This is a genomic window from Stenotrophomonas sp. P5_A8 (assembly GCF_056400545.1).
In genome coordinates, this window is the sequence record NZ_JBFULB010000047.1 from 1 (window position 1) to 18,069 (window position 18,069).

The window sequence follows — 18,069 nt, forward strand, 5'->3', positions numbered from 1 at the left end:
GCCCTTGGAGGCGAAATAAAGGGGGAGGGGGCGGCCGCAGGCCGACGCCGGAGGACATTCGCCGGAAAGGGCATGGGCGCCCAGCGCCCGACCCACCGACCAGCGACGGAAAAGCCTGGCTTCCACCTCCGCACCGCAMGCCGAGCCCCGTAGCGGCCGGTAGGYYCYTGGGCAAAATCAAGGAGGAGGCCRCCACGCGGCCGGGGGACATTTGCGCCAGGGACCTACCGGCCGCTACGGGCCCTCCCGCTCGCGGTAGCCCAGAACGAAGACACCAACCGATCCGACGTCGCCGGGGCACTGTCCGTCCATGCGCGTAGCGTCGTGCTCACTCTGCGACGGCGCTTGCAGCAATTCGCTCGGCTCAGATGGGAAAAGAACAAAAAAAAGAGGCCACGCCGGTATCGGCAGGGACCTCTTCAAACCGGCGCAAACCGGAGGACAATGGTGTGGCACATTTCCGGCAAGCCGGATGGCGGCGATCCTACGCCGCCATCCGAGTTAAGGCAACACCTCATCATGATCGACGTAAGTGGCTGTTTTTATTGATTTCAGTAACGTGTCCAAGTGGCGGTGATGAAATCGCGGATATAGCCTGCCGATAGTCGCGCATACACCCCGGGGTAGCCGGCCTGGGCACACCCCTGGCCCCAGCTGACCACCCCCAGCACCGTCCATTGCTTGCGCCGCTGCACCAGCAATGGACCACCGGAGTCGCCCTGGCAGCTGTCGATACCCTCCTTGCCGGCGCAGATCACCGCGCCGGGCTCCAGGCTGCGGTAGGCCTGTTGGCAGGTCTTGAAGGGCACGAACGGGGTCTGCACCGTCTGCAGCACTGTGGGCGCGCCCTCCGGGCCCTCCAGCCCGGTGTCGCCCCACCCGATCACGCTGAAGTCGCGACCGGTTTTGAGGTAACCGGCATCGCTGCCCTCCAGCAGCGTGGCTGGCACCGCCCCGTCTATCGGCTTGCGCAACTGGATGAGCGCCACGTCATTGACCAGGGTGTTGGCGTTGAAGGCCGGGTGCACGTGGATCGCACGGATGTTGGACGTGCGTTTGCGCACGGTGGTGTCCAGCACGGTGGCCCCGGCGAGCGCGGCATAGCCGGCTGGCTTGGCGCCCTGCACGCAATGGGCGGCGGTGAGCACCCAGGAAGGCGAGATCAGCGTAGCGCCGCACCAGTGGCGGCTATGGTCCGAATCGCCGAAGTCCAGCCGTTGCAGGCTGACCATGAAGGGATACTGGCCAGGGGACGCATCCTCCCCGCCGATGATCACTGGCCGCAAGAGCTCGCCGTTGGGCGGCGCGGGAGCCGCCTGCGCGGCCAGGGAGAGTCCGAGGACACCGGCCGCCAGAGCCAGTCGGGTAAACACATGCATGCAGCACCTCCATTGCAAGGATGGGATCGCGCCGGGCAACGTCGTGCCGGCAGGATGGATTCCATCGCAGAAGGGGCGGGGCGAACTGCGGCGCGCGGCGCTGTTGGCGGGCGACGCGGGGTTTCCCGAGGCACAAGCGCGGCGATTGCGACGGGCGCCGCTCACGTTTTCAGGTCATGCCGACGTCGAGCGCTGGGCCAATGTCGCCCGTCGACTGGGGCGTGACCCTATCCACCCCTACGTTCTTCGCTCGATTGGTAATGGGCTGCCGGTCACGCCGCACGCCGATCCGGCGTGCGGCGGAGGGTGCTTCAGGCCTGGCGCGCGCGCCAGGCGGTGGCGATTTCCTGCTGGATCGCCTCGGCGGCGGCGCGCGGATCGTTTGCCAGGCGTATCGGCCGCCCGACCACGATCGCATCGGCGCCGTCGGCGAAGGCCTGGGCCACGCCCACGGTGCGCTTCTGGTCATCGCCGCCCGGGCCATCGGGGCGGATGCCCGGGCACACGATCGAGAAACCGGCGCCGGTGGCGGCGCGGATCGGCCCCGCTTCCTGGCCGGAGGCGATCACCCCGTCGATGCCGGCAGCCTGTGCGGCCAGCGCGCGCTCGACCACGACCTCGACCGGTTCACGGTCGATGCCCATCTGGGCCAGGTCGCTACGGCCCATCGAGGTCAGCACGGTCACCGCCAGCAGGCGCATCTCGCTGCCGTTGGCGGCGGCGCACGCCTCCATCATGGCCGGATGCCAACCGTGGATGGTGGCGTAGCTGACCGGCCACTGCGACAGGCGCTTGATCACCGCCGCGGCGGTGGCCGGGATGTCGAAGAACTTCAGGTCGACGAACACCCGCTTGTTGCGCGCGGCCAGGGTCTCCAGCACGTCGAAGTACTCGCCCGAGGCGAGCAGCTCCATGCCGATCTTGTAGAACCCGACCGTCTCCCCCAGCCGGTCCACCCACGCCAGCGCCTCGTCGCGGCCCGGCACGTCGAGCGCGAAGATCAGGCGCTCCTCGTCACGCAGCGGCAGCGGGGCGCGGCTCACGGCGCGTAATCCAGCGCGGCGCGCTTGGCGTCGTGGCGGGCCTGGCGCGACTGCGAATAATCGTTGTTGAACTGCGCCGGCTCGAAGCCGCCGTAGGTCGGGTTGGGCAGCATCCACCAGCGCTCGCCAAACCAGTCGTGGTACTGCTGCAGCAGCACATCGCGCCCTTCATTGGTGTTGGCGGTGACTTCGACGAAGTCGCCCAGTTGGTCGCCGAACTGCATCAGCACGCGGTATTGCTGGCCGGCCAGGCGGCGGCGGCAGTTCTTCTCGCTGCCGGCCTGCTCGCAGTCCTTCACCACCGTGCCCAGGCCGAGGAACACGCTGTCATCGGCGACCGGCAGGCCTTCGGCACGCAGGTTGGCCAGAGTGGCCTCCTTGAGGTGCACGGCGCGGTTGGAGATGTACAGCAGGGTCACGCCCTTGGCATTGGCGGCCTTGGCGAAATCGACCACGCCGGGAATCGCCCTGGCCTTCTTCTCGGCCACCCACTGGTCCCAGCTGAGTTCATCGTATTCCTTGCCATCGCGCACCAGGCGCGCCTGGTAGGGCGAGTTGTCCAGCACGGTCTCGTCCACGTCCAGCACCACGGCCGGCTTGAGGCCCTTGGCGGCGTTGCCGCGTTCCTCCGGTACCAGCGCATCCCAGTTGGCTTCCTTCAGCGCCTTGTCCAGGTGGTCGGCGGCGGCACGGTAGGTCTGCTCGGTGATCGCCCGGTATTCCTGCGCGCGCTGCATCCACAGCACGGCGTTGAGGTTGTCGTTGGCCGCGACGGCGGCATCGCCGGCGGCGGCCGGGGCGCTGGCGGGCGGCGGGGCAGCTTCGGCCGGGGCTTCGGTGCGCTTGCAGGCACTGAGCGCCATCACGGCGCAGGCAAGCACGGACAGGGAAACAGCAGCAGTACGACGCATCGGGGTCACCAGCAACAAAGTCGCGCCAGTTTACCGGCTTGTCCGGCGGCAATCATGTGCGGTGCGGGCCTCGGCTATGCTGCACGCCCCTGAAACACCGCCGAGCGCCCCATGACCGATGACCCCCAGACCCCCGCCCTGCCCGTGCTGAGCGCGGCCCAGGCCCGCGCCCTGGGCTGCCTGATCGAGAAGGAGGCGACCACGCCRGACGCCTACCCGCTGACGGTCAACGCCGCCCAGGTGGCCGCCAACCAGAAGACCGCACGCGAGCCGGTGATGGCCTTGTCGGCCGGCGATGTGCACCACGCGCTGCGCCAGCTGGAAACGCTTGGCCTGGCGCGCCAGCAGTTCTCCTCGCGCGCCGAGCGCTACGAGCATCGCGCCGGTGCCGCGCTGGACCTGACCCGCCAGCAGTTGGCGATCGTGGGCCTGTTGCTGCTGCGCGGCCCGCAGACGGTGAACGAGCTGCTGACCCGCAGCGAGCGCCTGTTCGCGTTCCAGGATGCCGAGGAACTGCGCCACCACATCGAACGCATGATCCAGCGCGGCCTGGCCGTGCTGTTGCCGCGCGCCAGCGGCCAACGCGAAGACCGCTACATGCACCTTCTCGGTGGACCGGTGGATGGGCAGGCGCTGGCCGAGCAGTACAAGTCGGCAGCGTCCAGCGGCGGCAGTGCCGTCGCGGGCAACCCGGCGCTGGAAGCGCGCGTGCAACAGCTGGAAGCCACCGTGGCCGAGCTGCAGGAACAGCTGGCCGACCTGCGCGCGCAGTTGGGGGGGTAAAAGGCAGCCGAGCATGGCTCGGCTCTACCCATGGCCGACCGATGGTAGCGCCGAGCCATGCTCGGCTCCGCGGCAACAGGCACCGCAGCCCTACCGATGGTAGAGCCGAGCCATGCTCGGCTACGCGGTATCAGGCACCGCGACCCTGCCGGTGGTAGCGCCGAGCCATGCTCGGCTGCGAGGTAACAGGCACCGCGACCCTGCCGATGGCAGAGCCGAGCCATGCTCGGCTGCACGGCAACAGGCACCGCGACCCTGCCGATGGTAGAGCCGAGCCATGCTCGGCTGCGCGGTATCAAGGGGCCGGCGCACCCGGCGTGGCGAACAGCAGCACGACGTCCCCGCCGTGCGGCGGCGGCAACAGCAGGTCACCGCGGTCTTCCATGCCCAGCTTGCGCAGCAACGCGGCCGAGCGCAGGTTGTCCGGCGAGACGATGCCGTACAGGTCCGCATGGCCCAGCACATCGCGTGCGTAGTGCATCACCCCGCGCGCGGCTTCGAACGCGTAGCCGTTGCCTTCGTACTCGGACAGCAACGCGTAGCCGATGTCCGGCGCCGGCAGTCCATCGCGGCGCACCAACCCGGCATTGCCCAGCCAGGCCCCGTCGCTGCGACGGATGATCGCGTACATGCCAAACCCGTTGAGCGTGTAACTGCCGAGCACACGCTCGGCGGTGTAGTCGCGCGCCTGGGCCAGGGTGCGCACACCACGGTCGGCGATGTTGCGGATGAAGCCCGGCGCGTTGAGCAGGGCCAGCATGTCGGCCGCATCGTGGTCGGGATCGATCAGGCGCAGGTGCAGGCGGTCGGTCTGGATCAGGGCGGACATGCGGATCACTGCAGAGGACGATGCCCCGATTGTGCAGTGCGCGCCGCGAACACGGTAGAGCCGACCGTTGGTCGGCTGCTCTTCGACCGGACATAGTGCAGCCGACGCGCCTCGGAACGGCAGCCGACCAACGGTCGGCTCTACCGTGTGTTGGGTCAGTCGAACAATGCCTGGATCGCGGCCAACCCCGCACTCGCGCGCTCTTTCTTGCGCGCGGCGTCGGCGACGGGATCGGCGCCGTCGCGCTGCATTTCCTCGGCCGGAATCTCGTCGAAGAAACGACTGGGCTTGAGCCGCACGTGCTCGCCGAACTTGCGGGTGAGCTTGCTGTAACTCATCCACAGCTGCACCTTGGCGCGGGTGATGCCCACGTACAGCAGGCGGCGTTCTTCCTGCAGGTTGCCTTCATCCAGGCTGACCTGGTGCGGCAGCACGCCGTCCTCACAGCCGATGATGAACACGTACGGGAATTCCAGGCCCTTGGAGGCGTGCATGGTCATCATCCGCACCTGGTTGCCGCCATCGTCCTTGTCGTTGCGCGACAGCAACGCCAGCTGCGCGGCCAGGTCGGCGGTGGTGGCGCCGCGTGGGCCGCCTTCAAACCACTGCGCCAGTTCTTCCAGGTTGCCCAGGCGACGCTGGTAGACCGACTCTTCCTTGCATGCGCTGCGCAGCTCGGAGACCAGCCCCGATTCCTTCACCAGTTTGCGCACCAGGTCGCCGGAACTGAGCTTGGGCATCTCCGCACGCAGGTCGCRCAGGATGTCGGTGAAGCGGCTCAGTCCATTGGCCGCACGTGGCGGCAGCTGCGACAACGCACCGATCGCTTCGGCGGCATGGGCCATCGGCAGCTCTTTTTCAGACGCCAGCTCGGCCAGCTTGGCCAGCGTGCCGGCGCCGACTTCGCGCTTGGGCGACTGGACCGCGCGCATGAACGCCGTATCGTCGTCGGGGTTCACCAGCAGGCGCAGCCAGGACAGCGTGTCCTTCACTTCCTGGCGTTCCAGGAACGCGGTGCCGCCGGTGATGTGGTACGGCGCGCGCACCAGCTGCAGGGCCTTTTCCAGCGGCCGCGACTGGAAATTGCCGCGGAACAGGATGCAGAAATCGCTCCACGGAATCTTCTTGGAGGTGGCCAGGAACGAGATCTCCGCCGCCACCTTTTCTGCCTCGTGTTCGCTGTTTCGGCATTCCCACACGCGGATGCGCTCGCCGTCGGCCTGGTCGCTCCACAGCTTCTTCAGGTGTTCGTGCGGGTTGTTGGCGATCAGCGCATTGGCCGCGCGCAGCACACGGTTGGAGCAGCGGTAGTTCTGCTCCAGCTTGATGATTTCAAGCGCCGGGTAATCGCGCGCCATCTGCTGCAGGTTTTCCGGGTTGGCGCCACGCCAGGCGTAGATCGACTGATCGTCGTCGCCCACGCAGGTGAAGTTGCCCTTGCTGCCGGCCAGCTGCTTGAGCAGCCGGTACTGCGCATCGTTGGTGTCCTGGCATTCGTCGACCAACAGGTAGCCGATGCGCTCGCGCCAGGCCACCGCGATCTCCGGGTTTTCTTCCAGCACCTGCACGGGCAGGCGGATCAGGTCGTCGAAGTCGACCGCGTTGAAGGCGGTCAGGCGCAGCTGGTAGCGCTCGTAGACGCTGGCCGCTTCCTTCTCACGGTTGCTGCGCGCCGCGGCCATCGCCTGCTCTGGCGAGAGGCCGGCATTCTTGGCGCGCGAGATCAGGTTTTTCACGTCCTCGATGTCGTCCGGCTTGGCGCCGTACATCAGGTCCTTGACCTGCGAGGTGGCATCGTCCGCATCGAAAATCGAGAAGCCGCGCTTGAGCCCCACCGCCGCGTGTTCGATCTGCAGGAACTTCAGTCCGAGGGCATGGAAGGTGCAGATGGTGACATCCTCGGCATCCCCGCCGTGCAGCCGCTTGGCCACGCGCTCGCGCATTTCCTTGGCGGACTTGTTGGTGAAGGTGATCGCCGCGATCCGCCGCGCCGGGTAGCGCTTGGTGGCGATCAGCTGGGCGATTTTCTCCACGATCACGCGCGTCTTGCCGCTGCCGGCGCCCGCGAGCACCAGCAGGGGACCTTCGCAGTGCAGCACTGCCGCGCGTTGGGGGGGGTTGAGACCGTGCATGCCATCTCCGTGGGAGGGGCATTGTACCGGGCCGCCCGGCTAGCCGATCCGGTTGACGCCGACCCGGGCAGCCGGTATTGAGGACGTCTGTCGAGCGCAGGGAGGTGGCACGTGATCGGGCGTCTTACGGATCGACGGTTGTGGGTGGTGGTCGCGGCCATGGCCGTCTCGCCGGTGCTGGCACAGCCCCAGGTGGCCGACCTGCGCGCGCGGGAAGTACTGGGCAGTCCGGCCTTCCTGGCCAACCACCCGGACATGCGCTACCGCCAACTGGGTCACCAGGCACAGGTGGAGGGGCGGATGGGCGAGGCGCGCAGCCACTTCCAGGCCGCTGCGCGGTACGCCGACAAACTCTCGCAGGCCGCCCTGGCCGARATGTGGTGGACCGGCCAGGGCGGCGCGCTCGACCGGGCCATGGGGTATGCATGGATGGATCTGGCCGCCGAACGCGGCACGCCGTTCCTGCTGGCCCAGCGCGAGCGTTACTGGGCCGCGCTGGATCCGGCCGAACGCCAGCGTGCGGTCAGCGAGGGGCGGACGCTGTATGCCGAGTTCGGCGACCCCGCCGCCCAGCCGCGCCTGGAGCGCGAGCTGCGCAGCGGGCTGCGCACGGTCACCGGCAGCCGCACCGGCGCCGTGACGGCCAAGATGGACATGTTCGTCCGCGACAAGCGTGGTGCGCGCGTGGTGGACCCGGACACGTTCTACCAGGACGGGTACTGGCAACCGACGCGGTACTGGCAATGGAAGGCGGAGGAACTGGCCCAGGCCGGGCGTGGCAACGGTACGGTCGATGTCGGTGCGCCTACGACCGTGCCCGGCCCGGCCGACTGATCGGCCGATAGCCTGTCCAGGCCACGGAGCGGATAAAATCCCCGCATGGCCAAGCTCTATTTCTATTATTCGGCGATGAACGCCGGCAAGACCACGACCCTGCTGCAGTCGGCGCACAACTACCACGAGCGGGGCATGCGCGTGGCCATCCTGACCCCCCGCCTGGACGACCGTGCCGGGCGTGGCGTGGTGGCCTCGCGGATCGGGCTGAAGGCCGATGGCGTGGCCTTCGACCGCGACACCGACCTGCAGTGGCTCATCGCCCAAGACCTGGAGGCCCACGGCAAGCTCGGCTGCGTGCTGGTGGATGAAGCCCAGTTCCTGACCCGCAGCCAGGTCTGGCAGCTCAGTGAAGTGGTCGACCAGCTGCGCATCCCGGTGCTCTGCTACGGGCTGCGTACCGATTTCCGCGGCGAGCTGTTCGAAGGCAGCCAGTACCTGCTGGCCTGGGCCGACGAGATGCAGGAGATCAAGACGATCTGCCACAGCGGCAAGAAGGCCACCATGACCGTGCGCGTGGACGAGCACGGCCACGCCGTGCAGGACGGCCCGCAGGTGGAGATCGGCGGCAATGAGCGCTATGTGTCGGTCAGCCGCGCCGAGTTCAAGAAGATCACCCGCGGTGAAGGAAAAATCGACCCGGCGCAGGCCAAGCTGCCGATCTGATCGTCACCCGGCCGTAGCGCCGCGCCATGCTCGACGTGCCAGGCAGCGTGTGGCGGATCGTCACCCGGCCGTAGCGCCGAGCCGTGCTCGGCGTGCCAGGCAGCGCGTGGCGGTGATTGCTGCGCCGAGAGCAGCCGAGCATGGCTCGGCTCTACCCTCCCCCCATGGAGCGGCGTGCGGTGCCGGGGGCCGATCAATACAACGTGCGTTCCGGCGCGCCCTTCGGCGGCGGGCTGTACTGGTACAGCCAGGTTTCGGTCAGGGTCTTGCCGCCGCTGCGCAGGTACAGGCGGATGTCGATCTGGTCGGTGGAATCGTCCGGCGGGACCAGGTCGAACATGGCGCGGTAGCCCTTGATCTCGCGCAGCGGACGCGCCGAGACGATCTCCACGCGGCCACGGCTGGCCTGGACCACCGCTTCGACCTCGCCCTTGTCGATCAGCGCGGCCAGTTCGCCACCTTCGAAATCGACCGCGAAGCGCCACGAGAAGTACGCGCGCTTCTTGCCGATCACCCCGCCCAGGCCGGTGCGGCTGGCCACGCAGTGGGCCAGCGGCGGGTGCGCGGGCGGTTCGGCGCCCCAGTACAGGCGGTAGCCAAGCAGCAGCTCCTGGCCGGGCTGCGGTTTGGCCTCGGGATTCCAGAACGCCACGATGTTGTCGAAGGTTTCATCGACGGTGGGGATCTCGACCAGCTGCACCGAGCCCTTGCCCCACTGCCCCTTCGGCTCCACCCACAGGCACGGGCGCTTCTCGTAGAAGACGCCGTCGTCCTGGTAATGGTCGAAGTTGCGGTCACGCTGGAGCAGACCGAAGCCACGCGGGTTGTTGTCCACGAACATGTTGAAGCGCAGGTTGTGCGGGTTGCACAGCGGACGCCAGATCCACTCGCCGCCGCCGGTCCACATCGACAGGCCGTCGGTATCGTGGATTTCCGGGCGCCAGTCCCAGTCCATGCGGCGATCGTTCTCGCCGACCTGGTACATGCTGGTGCACGGGGCGATGCCGAGCCGCTCGATCGCCTTGCGCGGGTACAGCGCGCAGTCGATGTCCATCAGCAGCACATCGCCGTTGGTGATCGCGAAGCGGTAGGCGCCGGCCACGCTGGGCGAATCCAGCAGCGCATACACCACCAGGGTGTTGGAGTCTGCCGCCGGCTGTTCCAGGTAGTAGGCGATGAAGTCCGGGAATTCCTCCGGCTTGCCCATCCCGGTGTCAATCGCCAGGCCACGTGCGGACTGGCCGTACTGGCCTTCCTTGCCGACCGCACGGAAGTAGCTGGCGCCCAGGAACGCGGCGAAGTCGCGGTCGGTGTCCTGGCGGGTGTTGAGGCGGAAGCCGGCAAAGCCGAGGTCGGCCGGCAGGTGGCTGCCCGTCAATCCGCTCTTGCCGTAATTGAACGCCGCCGGATCGTAGGCCAGCTCCTGCGCGGTGCCATCGACCACGTCATACATGCGCACCGGCGAATGGAAGTACAGGCCCAGGTGGAAGAACTTGGCCTGGTACTTGCCGGGCTTGTCGGCCCACAAGGCGTGGTCCTGGCGATAGCTGATCGACTGGTACTGGTCCCAGTCCAGCGCCTCCAGCGGCCCGGGCAGGGTGCGCTTGTGGCTCTGGTAGGCGGCCTGCGACAGCGCGCGCGCCTGGCCCTTGAGGGTGGCGAAATCGAACGGCTGCGGCTGGCCGAGCCGGCGCAGCCCGAGCTGGTTGCCCTGTGCGGCACAGGCCGGCAACGCGGGGAAGCCGATCGCGGCCAGGGCCAGGGAGGCATTGCGGATGAAGTCGCGACGTTGCATGCAGGCAGCGCTGGCAGGAAAGGGCCGGCCATCATAGGCAGAGGAACGTTAATTCGCCGAGGTGGTCGCGGCGTGACGTTCAGCAAACCCGCCGCTCACCGCAGCGACGCCAGCGCCGGCGCAGCGCAGGCCCGGAGGGCCTGGTCGATACCGCGCAGCACGGCGCCGCCCTGCGGACGTTGCGCCTGCACCTCGGTCTGTAGCTGCAGCAGGGCCTCGCGGCCGCGCCACGGCGCCTGCGTGCAGTGCAGCGCGGCCAGGGTGGTGCGTGCCTGCCAGCGCAGTTCGATGCTGGCCGGATCGGGCGCGGTGCCACCGGCTACCTGCTGCAGCGCGCGCCGCGCTTCCACGTCCTGGCCCATGCGGACCAGGTTGCGGCCCCAGGCCAACTGCAGCGCCTGCTGCTGGGTGGCCGCTTCCGGCCCGCCCTGCGCGCTGCGCCGCATCAGCTGCGCCAACTGCTCACCGGCCTGGTGCGGGTCGCCGTAGGCGCTGGTGACCTCGGCCATGAGCCGGTCGGCGCGCTGCACCGAAGGCGCATGGTCGCCGCGCTGCGCAGCCTGCCACTGGCGGCCCTCGTGCAATGCCGCGAGCGCGGCCTGCCAGCGCCCGGCCTGCGCCAGCGCGGTGCCATAGTCGTACAGACCCTGCGGCAACAGGCCAATGCAGTCCGGTTGGCGCCAGATGGCCACGGCACGCTCGAAGTCGGCGACCGCTTCGCTGCTGTCGCCGCGCTCCAGCGCAAGACGGCCCAGCGCATGCCAGCTCAAGCCGGTGTCGCGGTGCTGCTCGCCCAAGGCGCGGCGGGTCAGCGCATGCACCTGGTGCAGCAGCGCGGTGGACTGCTGCAGATCGCCGCGCTGCATTGCCAGCACCCCACGCAGGCGCCGGATCGACAGCGTCTCGGGATGGTCCGGACCATACAGGCTGACCGCGTCGGCCCAGGCGATGTGCAGGTTCTGCTCGGCCGCGTCCAGGTTGCCCTGCACGGCGAGCGTCTCGCCGAGATGCCGACGCAGTGCGATCAACTGCGGCAGGCGCTCGCCGGCCCGCGCCTGCAGCAGCTGCAGGGCCTGCTGGTAGCCGGCCAATGCCGCCTGCGGGCGGCCGTCGTCGCTGTCCAGGGCAGCCAGATCGGCCAGGCTGTCGGCCGTGCCGGGAAGGTCGTGCAGGACCTCGCGACGCAGCGCCAGCGCCTGTTCAAAGCCTGCGCGCGCCGGGGCACGGTAGCCCAGCAGCTGCTGGCACCGGCCGAGCTGGGTGTGGTACTCGGCCACCTGGCTGGGCAGCGCCGTGCGCTGCTCGGCGGCCAGTGCCTGCATCGGGGTCATGTGGGTGACGCATTCGCGCGAGCGTCCCAGCATGCGCAGCGCCCGCCCGCGCTGGGTCACCGCTTCCAGTTGCAGCGGCGGCGGCACGTCGTCGACCTGTTGCAGCAGCGCGCGTTGGCGGTCCAGGGTCTGCAGCGCCAGCTGGTAATCGCCCATGCCGATCCGCAGCCGCCCGATCACCCCTTCCAGGTCGGCCAGCGACAGCGGCTGGTCGGCCAGTTCGGCCTCGCCCCGCTGCTGCCCGGTCGCCAGCAGCTGGCGCACGTCGAAGCTGCCATGGCGCACGCTGGCGGCACGGTCGAACAGGCTCACGGTGAAATCCTGCATGGCCTGTGCGCGGACGATCTCGCGCCGCGCCTGCTGCATCTGCCACAGCGCTACGCCCGCCAGGCCGAGCAGCGCCAGCGCGCATGACGCGCCCAGCGCCACGCCCCAGCGATGCCGGCCCAGGTACTTGTGCAGGCGGTAGAGGGTGCGCTGCGGCCGCGCGTGGATCGGTCGGCCTTCCAGAAAGCGTCGCAGGTCCTGCGCCAGCGCTTCCACCGAGGCATAGCGCTGTGCCGGTGCCTTCTGCAGCGCCTTGAGCAGGACGGTGTCCAGATCACCGCGCAGGCGCCGGGCCAGTCGCCGTGCCGCCGTCGTGGGCGGTGCATCGGCGCTGCCGCGCAGCACCACGGCCGAGGCCCGCGGCGCATCCACCTCCAGAATCGAGCGCTCCCATTCGGCATCGCTCTGTCGACGCAGCCGGTAGGGTTTGCGCCCGGTGATCACCTCGTACAACACAACACCGAGCGAATACACATCGGTGAGCGTGGTCATCGGTTCACCGCGCACCTGCTCGGGCGCGGCGTAGTGCAGGGTGAAGGCCCGCGCGTCGGTCAGCGGATGCTGCGCGGGGTCACGCCCGTCTTGATCATCAAGCAGCTTGGCGATGCCGAAATCGAGCAGTTTCACTTCGCCCTCGGCGGTGACCAGGATGTTGGAAGGCTTCAGGTCGCGGTGCACGATCAGGTTGGCGTGGGCGTGGCTGACCACCTCGCAGACCTGCAGCATCAACGGCAGGCGACGCTCCAGCGGCAGTTGCAGGCGCTGGCAGTAGTCAGTGATCGGTTCGCCTTCGACGTAGGCCAACGCCAGGTAGGGCTGGCCCTGCAGGTCCACGCCGGCGTCCAGCAGTTCGGCCAGGTGGGGGTGCTGCAGGCGGGCCAGGATCTCGCGCTCGCGGGCGAAGCGCTGGCGCAGGCCGGAGTCGGCGTAGCCGCTTCGCAGCAGCTTCAACGCGACGCGGCGCTGGTACAAACCGTCGGCACGCTCGGCCAGCCAGACCTCGCCCATGCCGCCCTCGCCCAGCGGCCGCAGCAGCCGGTAAGGGCCAACCAGGGTGCCGGCGCGGCTGTCTTCCGGCGCGGCCGTCCACAGCGGCTGGGCCATGAACTCATGGCTGTCGCGTTCGTGCGCCAGCAAGCGTTCCACGTCCCCGGCCAAGGTCGGATCGGCCGCGCGCAGCTGGGCCAGGCGCAGCTCGCGCTGGGCCGGGGGCAGTTCCAGCAATTGGTCCAGCAGCGTCGACAGCTGCCGCCAGCGCACCGCTTCCATCGATCCACCCCCCGAACGATGTACCGCCGCCCGCGCCGCCACGCAGGGCCGTCATGCCCCCTCGATCAGTCTTCGCGCACCGATGCCAGCAGGAACATGCGGGCCTTCTGCCAGTCGCGGCGGATGCTGCGTTCGGAGCGCTGGCAGAGGTCGGCGATTTCCTGCTCGGACAGCCCGGCGAAATAACGCAGTTCCACCACCTTGGCCAGGTGCCCATCCACCGCCTGCAGCCGCGCCAGTGCCACGTCCAGTGCCAGCAGGTCCTCGTCCATGCGCACGCCGCTGCTGCTGTTTTCCGGTATTTCCGCCACCCGCTTGAGGTCGCCGCCGCGCTTGCGCGCCAGCCGGTTGCGCGCGTAGTCCACCACCACGCTGCGCATCGCCGAGGCGGCGTAGGCGAAGAAGTGCGCGCGATCTTCGAAGCGGGCGGTACCGCGCGCGCCGAGCAGTTTCAGGTAGGACTCGTGGACCAGCGAGGTCGCATCCAGGGTGCGCCCCTGCTGCCCGGCCAGCTGGCGCCGGGCCATGCTGTGCAGCTCCTGGTAGAGCAGGGTCAGCACCCGGTCCAGCGCAGCGCGGTCGCCCGCACGGGCTGAATCCAGCCATACGGTGATATCCGGGCCCTCGTCCATCGCACACCCCCGCCGGTGACGTTGGCCGGACTATACCCCCGCCAAGGCGACAGGCATGCGAGGGTTCAACGCTGGCAGTGGCTGCACCAGACGCTGGCGCGCTGGCCGATGGTGGCGTGCCGCAGCAGCCGGCCGCACTGGCGGCAGGGCTCGCCTTCACGGCCGTAGACCAGCAGCTCCTGCTCGAAGTAACCCGGCGCCCCGTCCGGATTGATGAAGTCGCGCAGGGTGGTACCGCCGCGGGTGATGGCGTAGGCCAGGATCTGCTTCACTGCATCGGCCAGGCGCTGGTAGCGCTCGCGGGAGATCTTCCCGGCCTCGCGCAGCGGGTTGATTCCGGCCATGAACAGGCTTTCGGCAGCGTAGATGTTGCCCACCCCGACCACGATGCCCTGGTCCATCAGGAAGGTCTTCACCGGCGCCTTGCGGCCCCGACTGCGCTGGAAGAGGTAATCGCCGTTGAAGGCCTCCTCCAGCGGCTCCGGGCCCAGCCCGGCCAGCAGTGCGTGGGTTTCCCCGGCCGGTTGCCACAACAGGCTGCCGAACCGGCGCGGGTCGTTGAAGCGCAGCAGGCGGCCGTTGTCCAGGCTGATGTCGACGTGGTCGTGCGCACGCACGGGGGTATCACCGGGCAGCACGCGCAGGCTACCGGACATGCCCAGGTGCAGCAGGGCGCTGCCGATGGCGGTATCGAGCAGCAGGTACTTGGCGCGGCGGCGCACGCCTTCGATCGCCTGGCCGGGGAGCAGGGCGCCGATCTCATCGGGAATCGGCCAGCGCAGGTCGGGGCGGCGCAGGATCACGCCGTGCACGCGGCGGCCTTCCAGGTGCGGGGCCAGACCTCGGCGGGTGGTTTCTACTTCGGGGAGTTCGGGCATGGGGAGATTCTAGCGAGCCGGCGACAGACTGGGCGCGCGGCAATCAACGCGGCGGCGCGGCCAGTTCCTTGGCACTCAGATACCCGTCGCCATTGGCATCCTGCTTATGGAACCGCTGGATCAGGGTCTGCCGCTGCTGTTCGCGGGTGATCGAGGGACCCTTGCCGCCGGGCAGTTCATCGGCGCTGAGCACGCCATCGCCGTTGCGGTCCATGCGCTGGAAGGCATACATCATCCACTGCACGTATTCCTCGACGCTGACGCGGCCATCACCGTCGGTATCCATGCGCTGCAGGTAGCTGCCGGTATCGGCGACCTGCGCCTGCACACCGGTGGCGGCGAGCAGCAGGGCGAGGCAGGAAAAACGCCGCACGCGGCGGCGTTTTTCACAGGCATCGGGTGCAGACCGGCGCACCGGTCAGTGCGCCGTCAGTGCATAGCCCTTCAGGCGTGCGGCATAGGCCTGCAGCGCGGCGATGCCGCTTGCCTCGGCTTCGTGGCACCAGGCCTGCAGCAGCTTGAGGCGTTCGGCGGCGTCGTTGCCGCGCGCTTCCAGCAGGGCCGCCAGGCGCGCGCGGTGCTCGACCAGCACGCGGATGCGCGGGCGCTGTTCCACCCAGGTGCTGAGCTGGGCGCGGCAATCGGGCTTGAGCCAGCGGCCATCGTTGACCAGGCCACGGCGCATGCGGCGCGGCAGCAGCTTGCGCAGCTTGGCGCCGGCCATCGACGCCTCTTCGCGCAGGGCCGGGACGAACACGTTGCGCTGGTAGTCGGTCATCGCCTGGAAGCGGTGCGACAACAGGGCCTTGAGGGTTTCAGCGTCGGGCACGGTGATGTTCGGGCGCACGTCCATGGACGGTGCCACGCGCAGCACCTTGGCCAGGCGCAGCGCCTGCAGGCCGCGGATGGCCGCCCAGCCGATGTCGAACTCCCAGCGGCGCATGGAGAAACGCGCCGAGCTCGGGAAGGCATGGTGGTTGTTGTGCAGCTCTTCGCCGCCGATCCAGAACGCCCACGGGGTCAGGTTGGTCGAGGTATCGGCCGATTCGAAGTTGCGGTAGCCCCACCAGTGGCCGAGGCCGTTGACCACGCCGGCGGCCCAGAACGGGATCCACGCCATCTGGATCGCCCACAGGGCCACGCCGGGCAGGCCGAACAACAGGCTGTTGATGGCCAGCAACGCGACCGGGCCGAGGTTGGCGTGCGGGGTGTACAGGTGACGCTCGATCCAGTCGTCCGGGGCGCCACGGCCGTACTGCTCGATGTCCGCACGCATCGCGCGAGCTTCGCGGTACAGCTCCACGCCGCGCCAGAACACCATGCCGATGCCCTTGGTGACCGGGCTGTGCGGGTCTTCGTCGGTTTCCACCTTGGCGTGGTGCTTGCGATGGATCGCCACCCACTCCTTGGTGATCATGGAGGTGGTGAGCCAGGTCCAGAAGCGGAAGAAGTGGGCGATGAGCGGGTGGAAATCCACGCCACGGTGCGCCTGGCTGCGATGCAGGTACAGGGTGACGGCGAAGATGGTCAGCTGGGTGAACACCAGCAGCACCAGCGCCATCCCCCACCAGCCGAGGCCGACGATACCGCCGGTCAGGAAGTTGAGGAGCGTATCGAGCATCGCAGGACTCCGGGCCGCGGGCGGCCAGCAAGGAAACGGGTACACCTTCGAACATGATGGGGCCTGACGTTGCAAACTTCATCCATCTGATGCGATTTTTGCGCAGTCATTCAGTTGTTTCCCCTCTTCGTGAGCATGCCCCCGCATTCATGACAGTCGCAGCCTCCACGGCGCCCGTCGCCGCCAACGCCCCCCTGATCGAGCTGGACCGCGCCTGTGTGATCCGTGGCCAGGTCCGGGTCCTGCACGACCTCAGCCTGCGCATCGCCCAGGGCCAGCACACCGCGCTGCTGGGCCCCAACGGCTGTGGCAAGTCGTCCTTCATCAAGCTGATCACCCGCGAGCTGTACCCGCTGGCGCATGCCGACGGCAGCGTGGCGGTGCGCGTGCTCGGGCAGAACCGCTGGCAGGTGGACCGCCTGCGCTCGCAGCTGGGCATCGTCACTGGCGACCTCAGCAGCAACCTGGCCGACATGCCCGGACTGACCGTGGAAGACGCGGTGCTGTCGGGGTTCTTCGCCAGTTTCGTGGTGCCCGCCTTCCGGGAAGTCACCGACGCCATGCGCGAGCGGGTGCGTGAAACCCTGACGCTGACCGGCGCGCTGCCGCTGCTGCAGCGCGGCTATGCCGAACTGTCGGCCGGTGAAACCCGGCGCGTGCTGATTGCCCGTGCGCTGGTCAACCGGCCGCAGGCGCTGCTGCTGGACGAGCCGTCGACCGGGCTGGACCTGATCGCCCGCCAGCACCTGATCGCCACCCTGCGCAGGCTGGCCGCCGAAGGCATCACCCTGGTGCTGGTGACCCATCACATCGAAGAGATCATCCCCGAGATCGAGCGCGTGGTGCTGTTGCGCGGCGGCAGGATCCTCGCCGACGGCAGCCGGCACGACCTGCTGCGCGACGCGCCGCTATCGGAGGTGTTCGGCGGACCAATCCAGGTGATCGAACACGAGGGGAGGCTGAGCGCCTTTGCCGGATAAACGCCCGTAGTCATGCGTGGCTGGCAAGGTGCACGGACCCCGAACGATAGAGCCGCGCCATGCGTGGCTGGCAGGTGCACGGGCGCTGGACGCAAGGCAGCCACGCATGGCGTGGCTCTGCCAGGGGAAACGGAGGCAATCGCCTCCGTTTCCCGCCTTCCCTAGAACTTCACCGCCACCGCGCGCGATTCGATCGGCGCCATCCGCCCCTGGTCCTGCAACTGCAGGTCACGCAGTTCGAACGGTGCCGCATACCCGCGTGGCAGTGCGACGCTGGCGAACGGCAACTGCAGCTCGGCATTGCCGGCCTTGTCGAACCACGCCGCACTGTGCGCCTGCGCGACCGGATGCAACTGGCCATCCGGCCCGGTGGCATAGAGCGTGCCGCGTGCCTCGTACCGCCCCGGTGCACCGATCTGCAGCGGCAGCGTCACCGCACGACGGGCACTGTCCACTGCGACCTGACCACTGAAGCGCGCGGTCGGCTGGGCCACGGCGAAGGCGACCTTGGCATCGCGTTGCACCCCGTTGGCGCTGACGAAGGCCTGCAGTTCCCACAAGCCCTGCACCCGGCCGATGTCCTGCGGAATCGTCACGCGCGCGCGCAGGCCCTCCTTGCCGGCCACCAGCGGCACCGGCCAGCCGCGCCCGTCGGGCGC

The 18,069-nt window shown here is 68.8% G+C and carries 16 protein-coding genes; 4 read left to right on the top strand and 12 right to left on the bottom strand.

The window, feature by feature from the left end; translation table 11 throughout:
- Positions 1-551: 551 nt before the first annotated feature.
- From AC1DQP_RS05555 to AC1DQP_RS05565, 3 genes are all read right to left on the bottom strand, one after another.
- Complete coding sequence (locus tag AC1DQP_RS05555) at positions 552-1,379, bottom strand: S1 family peptidase (RefSeq protein ID WP_457318817.1); 828 nt, start codon at positions 1,377-1,379, stop codon at positions 552-554.
- Positions 1,380-1,690: 311 nt separating this feature from the next.
- Positions 1,691-2,422 (bottom strand): orotidine-5'-phosphate decarboxylase, encoded by a 732-nt coding sequence (gene pyrF, locus AC1DQP_RS05560; protein ID WP_457318815.1) that lies wholly within the window; start codon positions 2,420-2,422, stop codon positions 1,691-1,693.
- Entirely contained in the window at positions 2,419-3,333 is a 915-nt protein-coding gene (locus AC1DQP_RS05565) for a 5'-nucleotidase, lipoprotein e(P4) family (protein WP_457318813.1), read from the bottom strand. The genes pyrF and AC1DQP_RS05565 overlap by 4 nt, the downstream gene beginning before the upstream one ends.
- 111 nt (positions 3,334-3,444) lie before the next feature.
- Between AC1DQP_RS05565 and AC1DQP_RS05570 the strand changes: the two genes are divergently transcribed.
- Entirely contained in the window at positions 3,445-4,116 is a 672-nt protein-coding gene (locus AC1DQP_RS05570) for a YceH family protein (protein WP_457318811.1), read from the top strand.
- 295 nt (positions 4,117-4,411) lie between these two features.
- Here AC1DQP_RS05570 and AC1DQP_RS05575 read toward each other — a convergent pair whose 3' ends face one another.
- Together AC1DQP_RS05575 and AC1DQP_RS05580 are read right to left on the bottom strand one after the other, a co-directional pair.
- Positions 4,412-4,945: a GNAT family N-acetyltransferase gene (locus AC1DQP_RS05575; RefSeq protein WP_256776646.1), complete on the bottom strand. Its 534-nt coding sequence runs from the start codon at positions 4,943-4,945 to the stop codon at positions 4,412-4,414.
- A 155-nt stretch (positions 4,946-5,100) separates the two neighbouring features.
- A complete protein-coding gene (locus AC1DQP_RS05580; protein ID WP_478051233.1) occupies positions 5,101-7,077 on the bottom strand; it encodes a UvrD-helicase domain-containing protein in 1,977 nt (658 codons plus the stop codon).
- Positions 7,078-7,188: 111 nt separating this feature from the next.
- Here AC1DQP_RS05580 and AC1DQP_RS05585 point away from each other — a divergent pair, with 111 nt between their 5' ends.
- Both AC1DQP_RS05585 and AC1DQP_RS05590 read left to right on the top strand, forming a co-directional pair.
- Positions 7,189-7,911: an SEL1-like repeat protein gene (locus tag AC1DQP_RS05585; protein ID WP_457318806.1), complete on the top strand. Its 723-nt coding sequence runs from the start codon at positions 7,189-7,191 to the stop codon at positions 7,909-7,911.
- 45 nt (positions 7,912-7,956) lie between these two features.
- A complete protein-coding gene (locus AC1DQP_RS05590) occupies positions 7,957-8,577 on the top strand; it encodes a thymidine kinase (RefSeq protein ID WP_457318804.1) in 621 nt (206 codons plus the stop codon).
- Between the two features lie 193 nt (positions 8,578-8,770).
- Here the strand turns inward: AC1DQP_RS05590 and AC1DQP_RS05595 are convergent, their stop codons facing one another.
- The 6 genes from AC1DQP_RS05595 to AC1DQP_RS05620 all read right to left on the bottom strand — a co-directional run bounded on the left by AC1DQP_RS05595 (position 8,771) and on the right by AC1DQP_RS05620 (position 16,430).
- Positions 8,771-10,372 (bottom strand): OpgD/OpgG family glucan biosynthesis protein, encoded by a 1,602-nt coding sequence (locus AC1DQP_RS05595; protein WP_457318802.1) that lies wholly within the window; start codon positions 10,370-10,372, stop codon positions 8,771-8,773.
- 95 nt (positions 10,373-10,467) lie between these two features.
- A complete protein-coding gene (locus AC1DQP_RS05600; RefSeq protein ID WP_478051234.1) occupies positions 10,468-13,299 on the bottom strand; it encodes a serine/threonine-protein kinase in 2,832 nt (943 codons plus the stop codon).
- Between the two features lie 65 nt (positions 13,300-13,364).
- Complete coding sequence (locus AC1DQP_RS05605) at positions 13,365-13,931, bottom strand: ECF-type sigma factor (RefSeq protein WP_256776640.1); 567 nt, start codon at positions 13,929-13,931, stop codon at positions 13,365-13,367.
- 65 nt (positions 13,932-13,996) lie between these two features.
- A complete protein-coding gene (gene mutM, locus AC1DQP_RS05610; RefSeq protein ID WP_457320154.1) occupies positions 13,997-14,809 on the bottom strand; it encodes a bifunctional DNA-formamidopyrimidine glycosylase/DNA-(apurinic or apyrimidinic site) lyase in 813 nt (270 codons plus the stop codon).
- Positions 14,810-14,852: 43 nt separating this feature from the next.
- Positions 14,853-15,182 (bottom strand): EF-hand domain-containing protein, encoded by a 330-nt coding sequence (locus AC1DQP_RS05615; protein WP_457320156.1) that lies wholly within the window; start codon positions 15,180-15,182, stop codon positions 14,853-14,855.
- Positions 15,183-15,227: 45 nt separating this feature from the next.
- Complete coding sequence (locus AC1DQP_RS05620; RefSeq protein WP_457320157.1) at positions 15,228-16,430, bottom strand: DesA family fatty acid desaturase; 1,203 nt, start codon at positions 16,428-16,430, stop codon at positions 15,228-15,230.
- A gap of 194 nt (positions 16,431-16,624) precedes the next feature.
- Here AC1DQP_RS05620 and AC1DQP_RS05625 point away from each other — a divergent pair, with 194 nt between their 5' ends.
- Positions 16,625-17,410 (top strand): ABC transporter ATP-binding protein, encoded by a 786-nt coding sequence (locus AC1DQP_RS05625; RefSeq protein ID WP_457320161.1) that lies wholly within the window; start codon positions 16,625-16,627, stop codon positions 17,408-17,410.
- A gap of 161 nt (positions 17,411-17,571) precedes the next feature.
- Here AC1DQP_RS05625 and AC1DQP_RS05630 read toward each other — a convergent pair.
- Positions 17,572-18,069: DUF4785 family immunoglobulin-like domain-containing protein (locus AC1DQP_RS05630; protein ID WP_478051235.1), on the bottom strand; the 498-nt coding region annotated here is incomplete at its 5' end.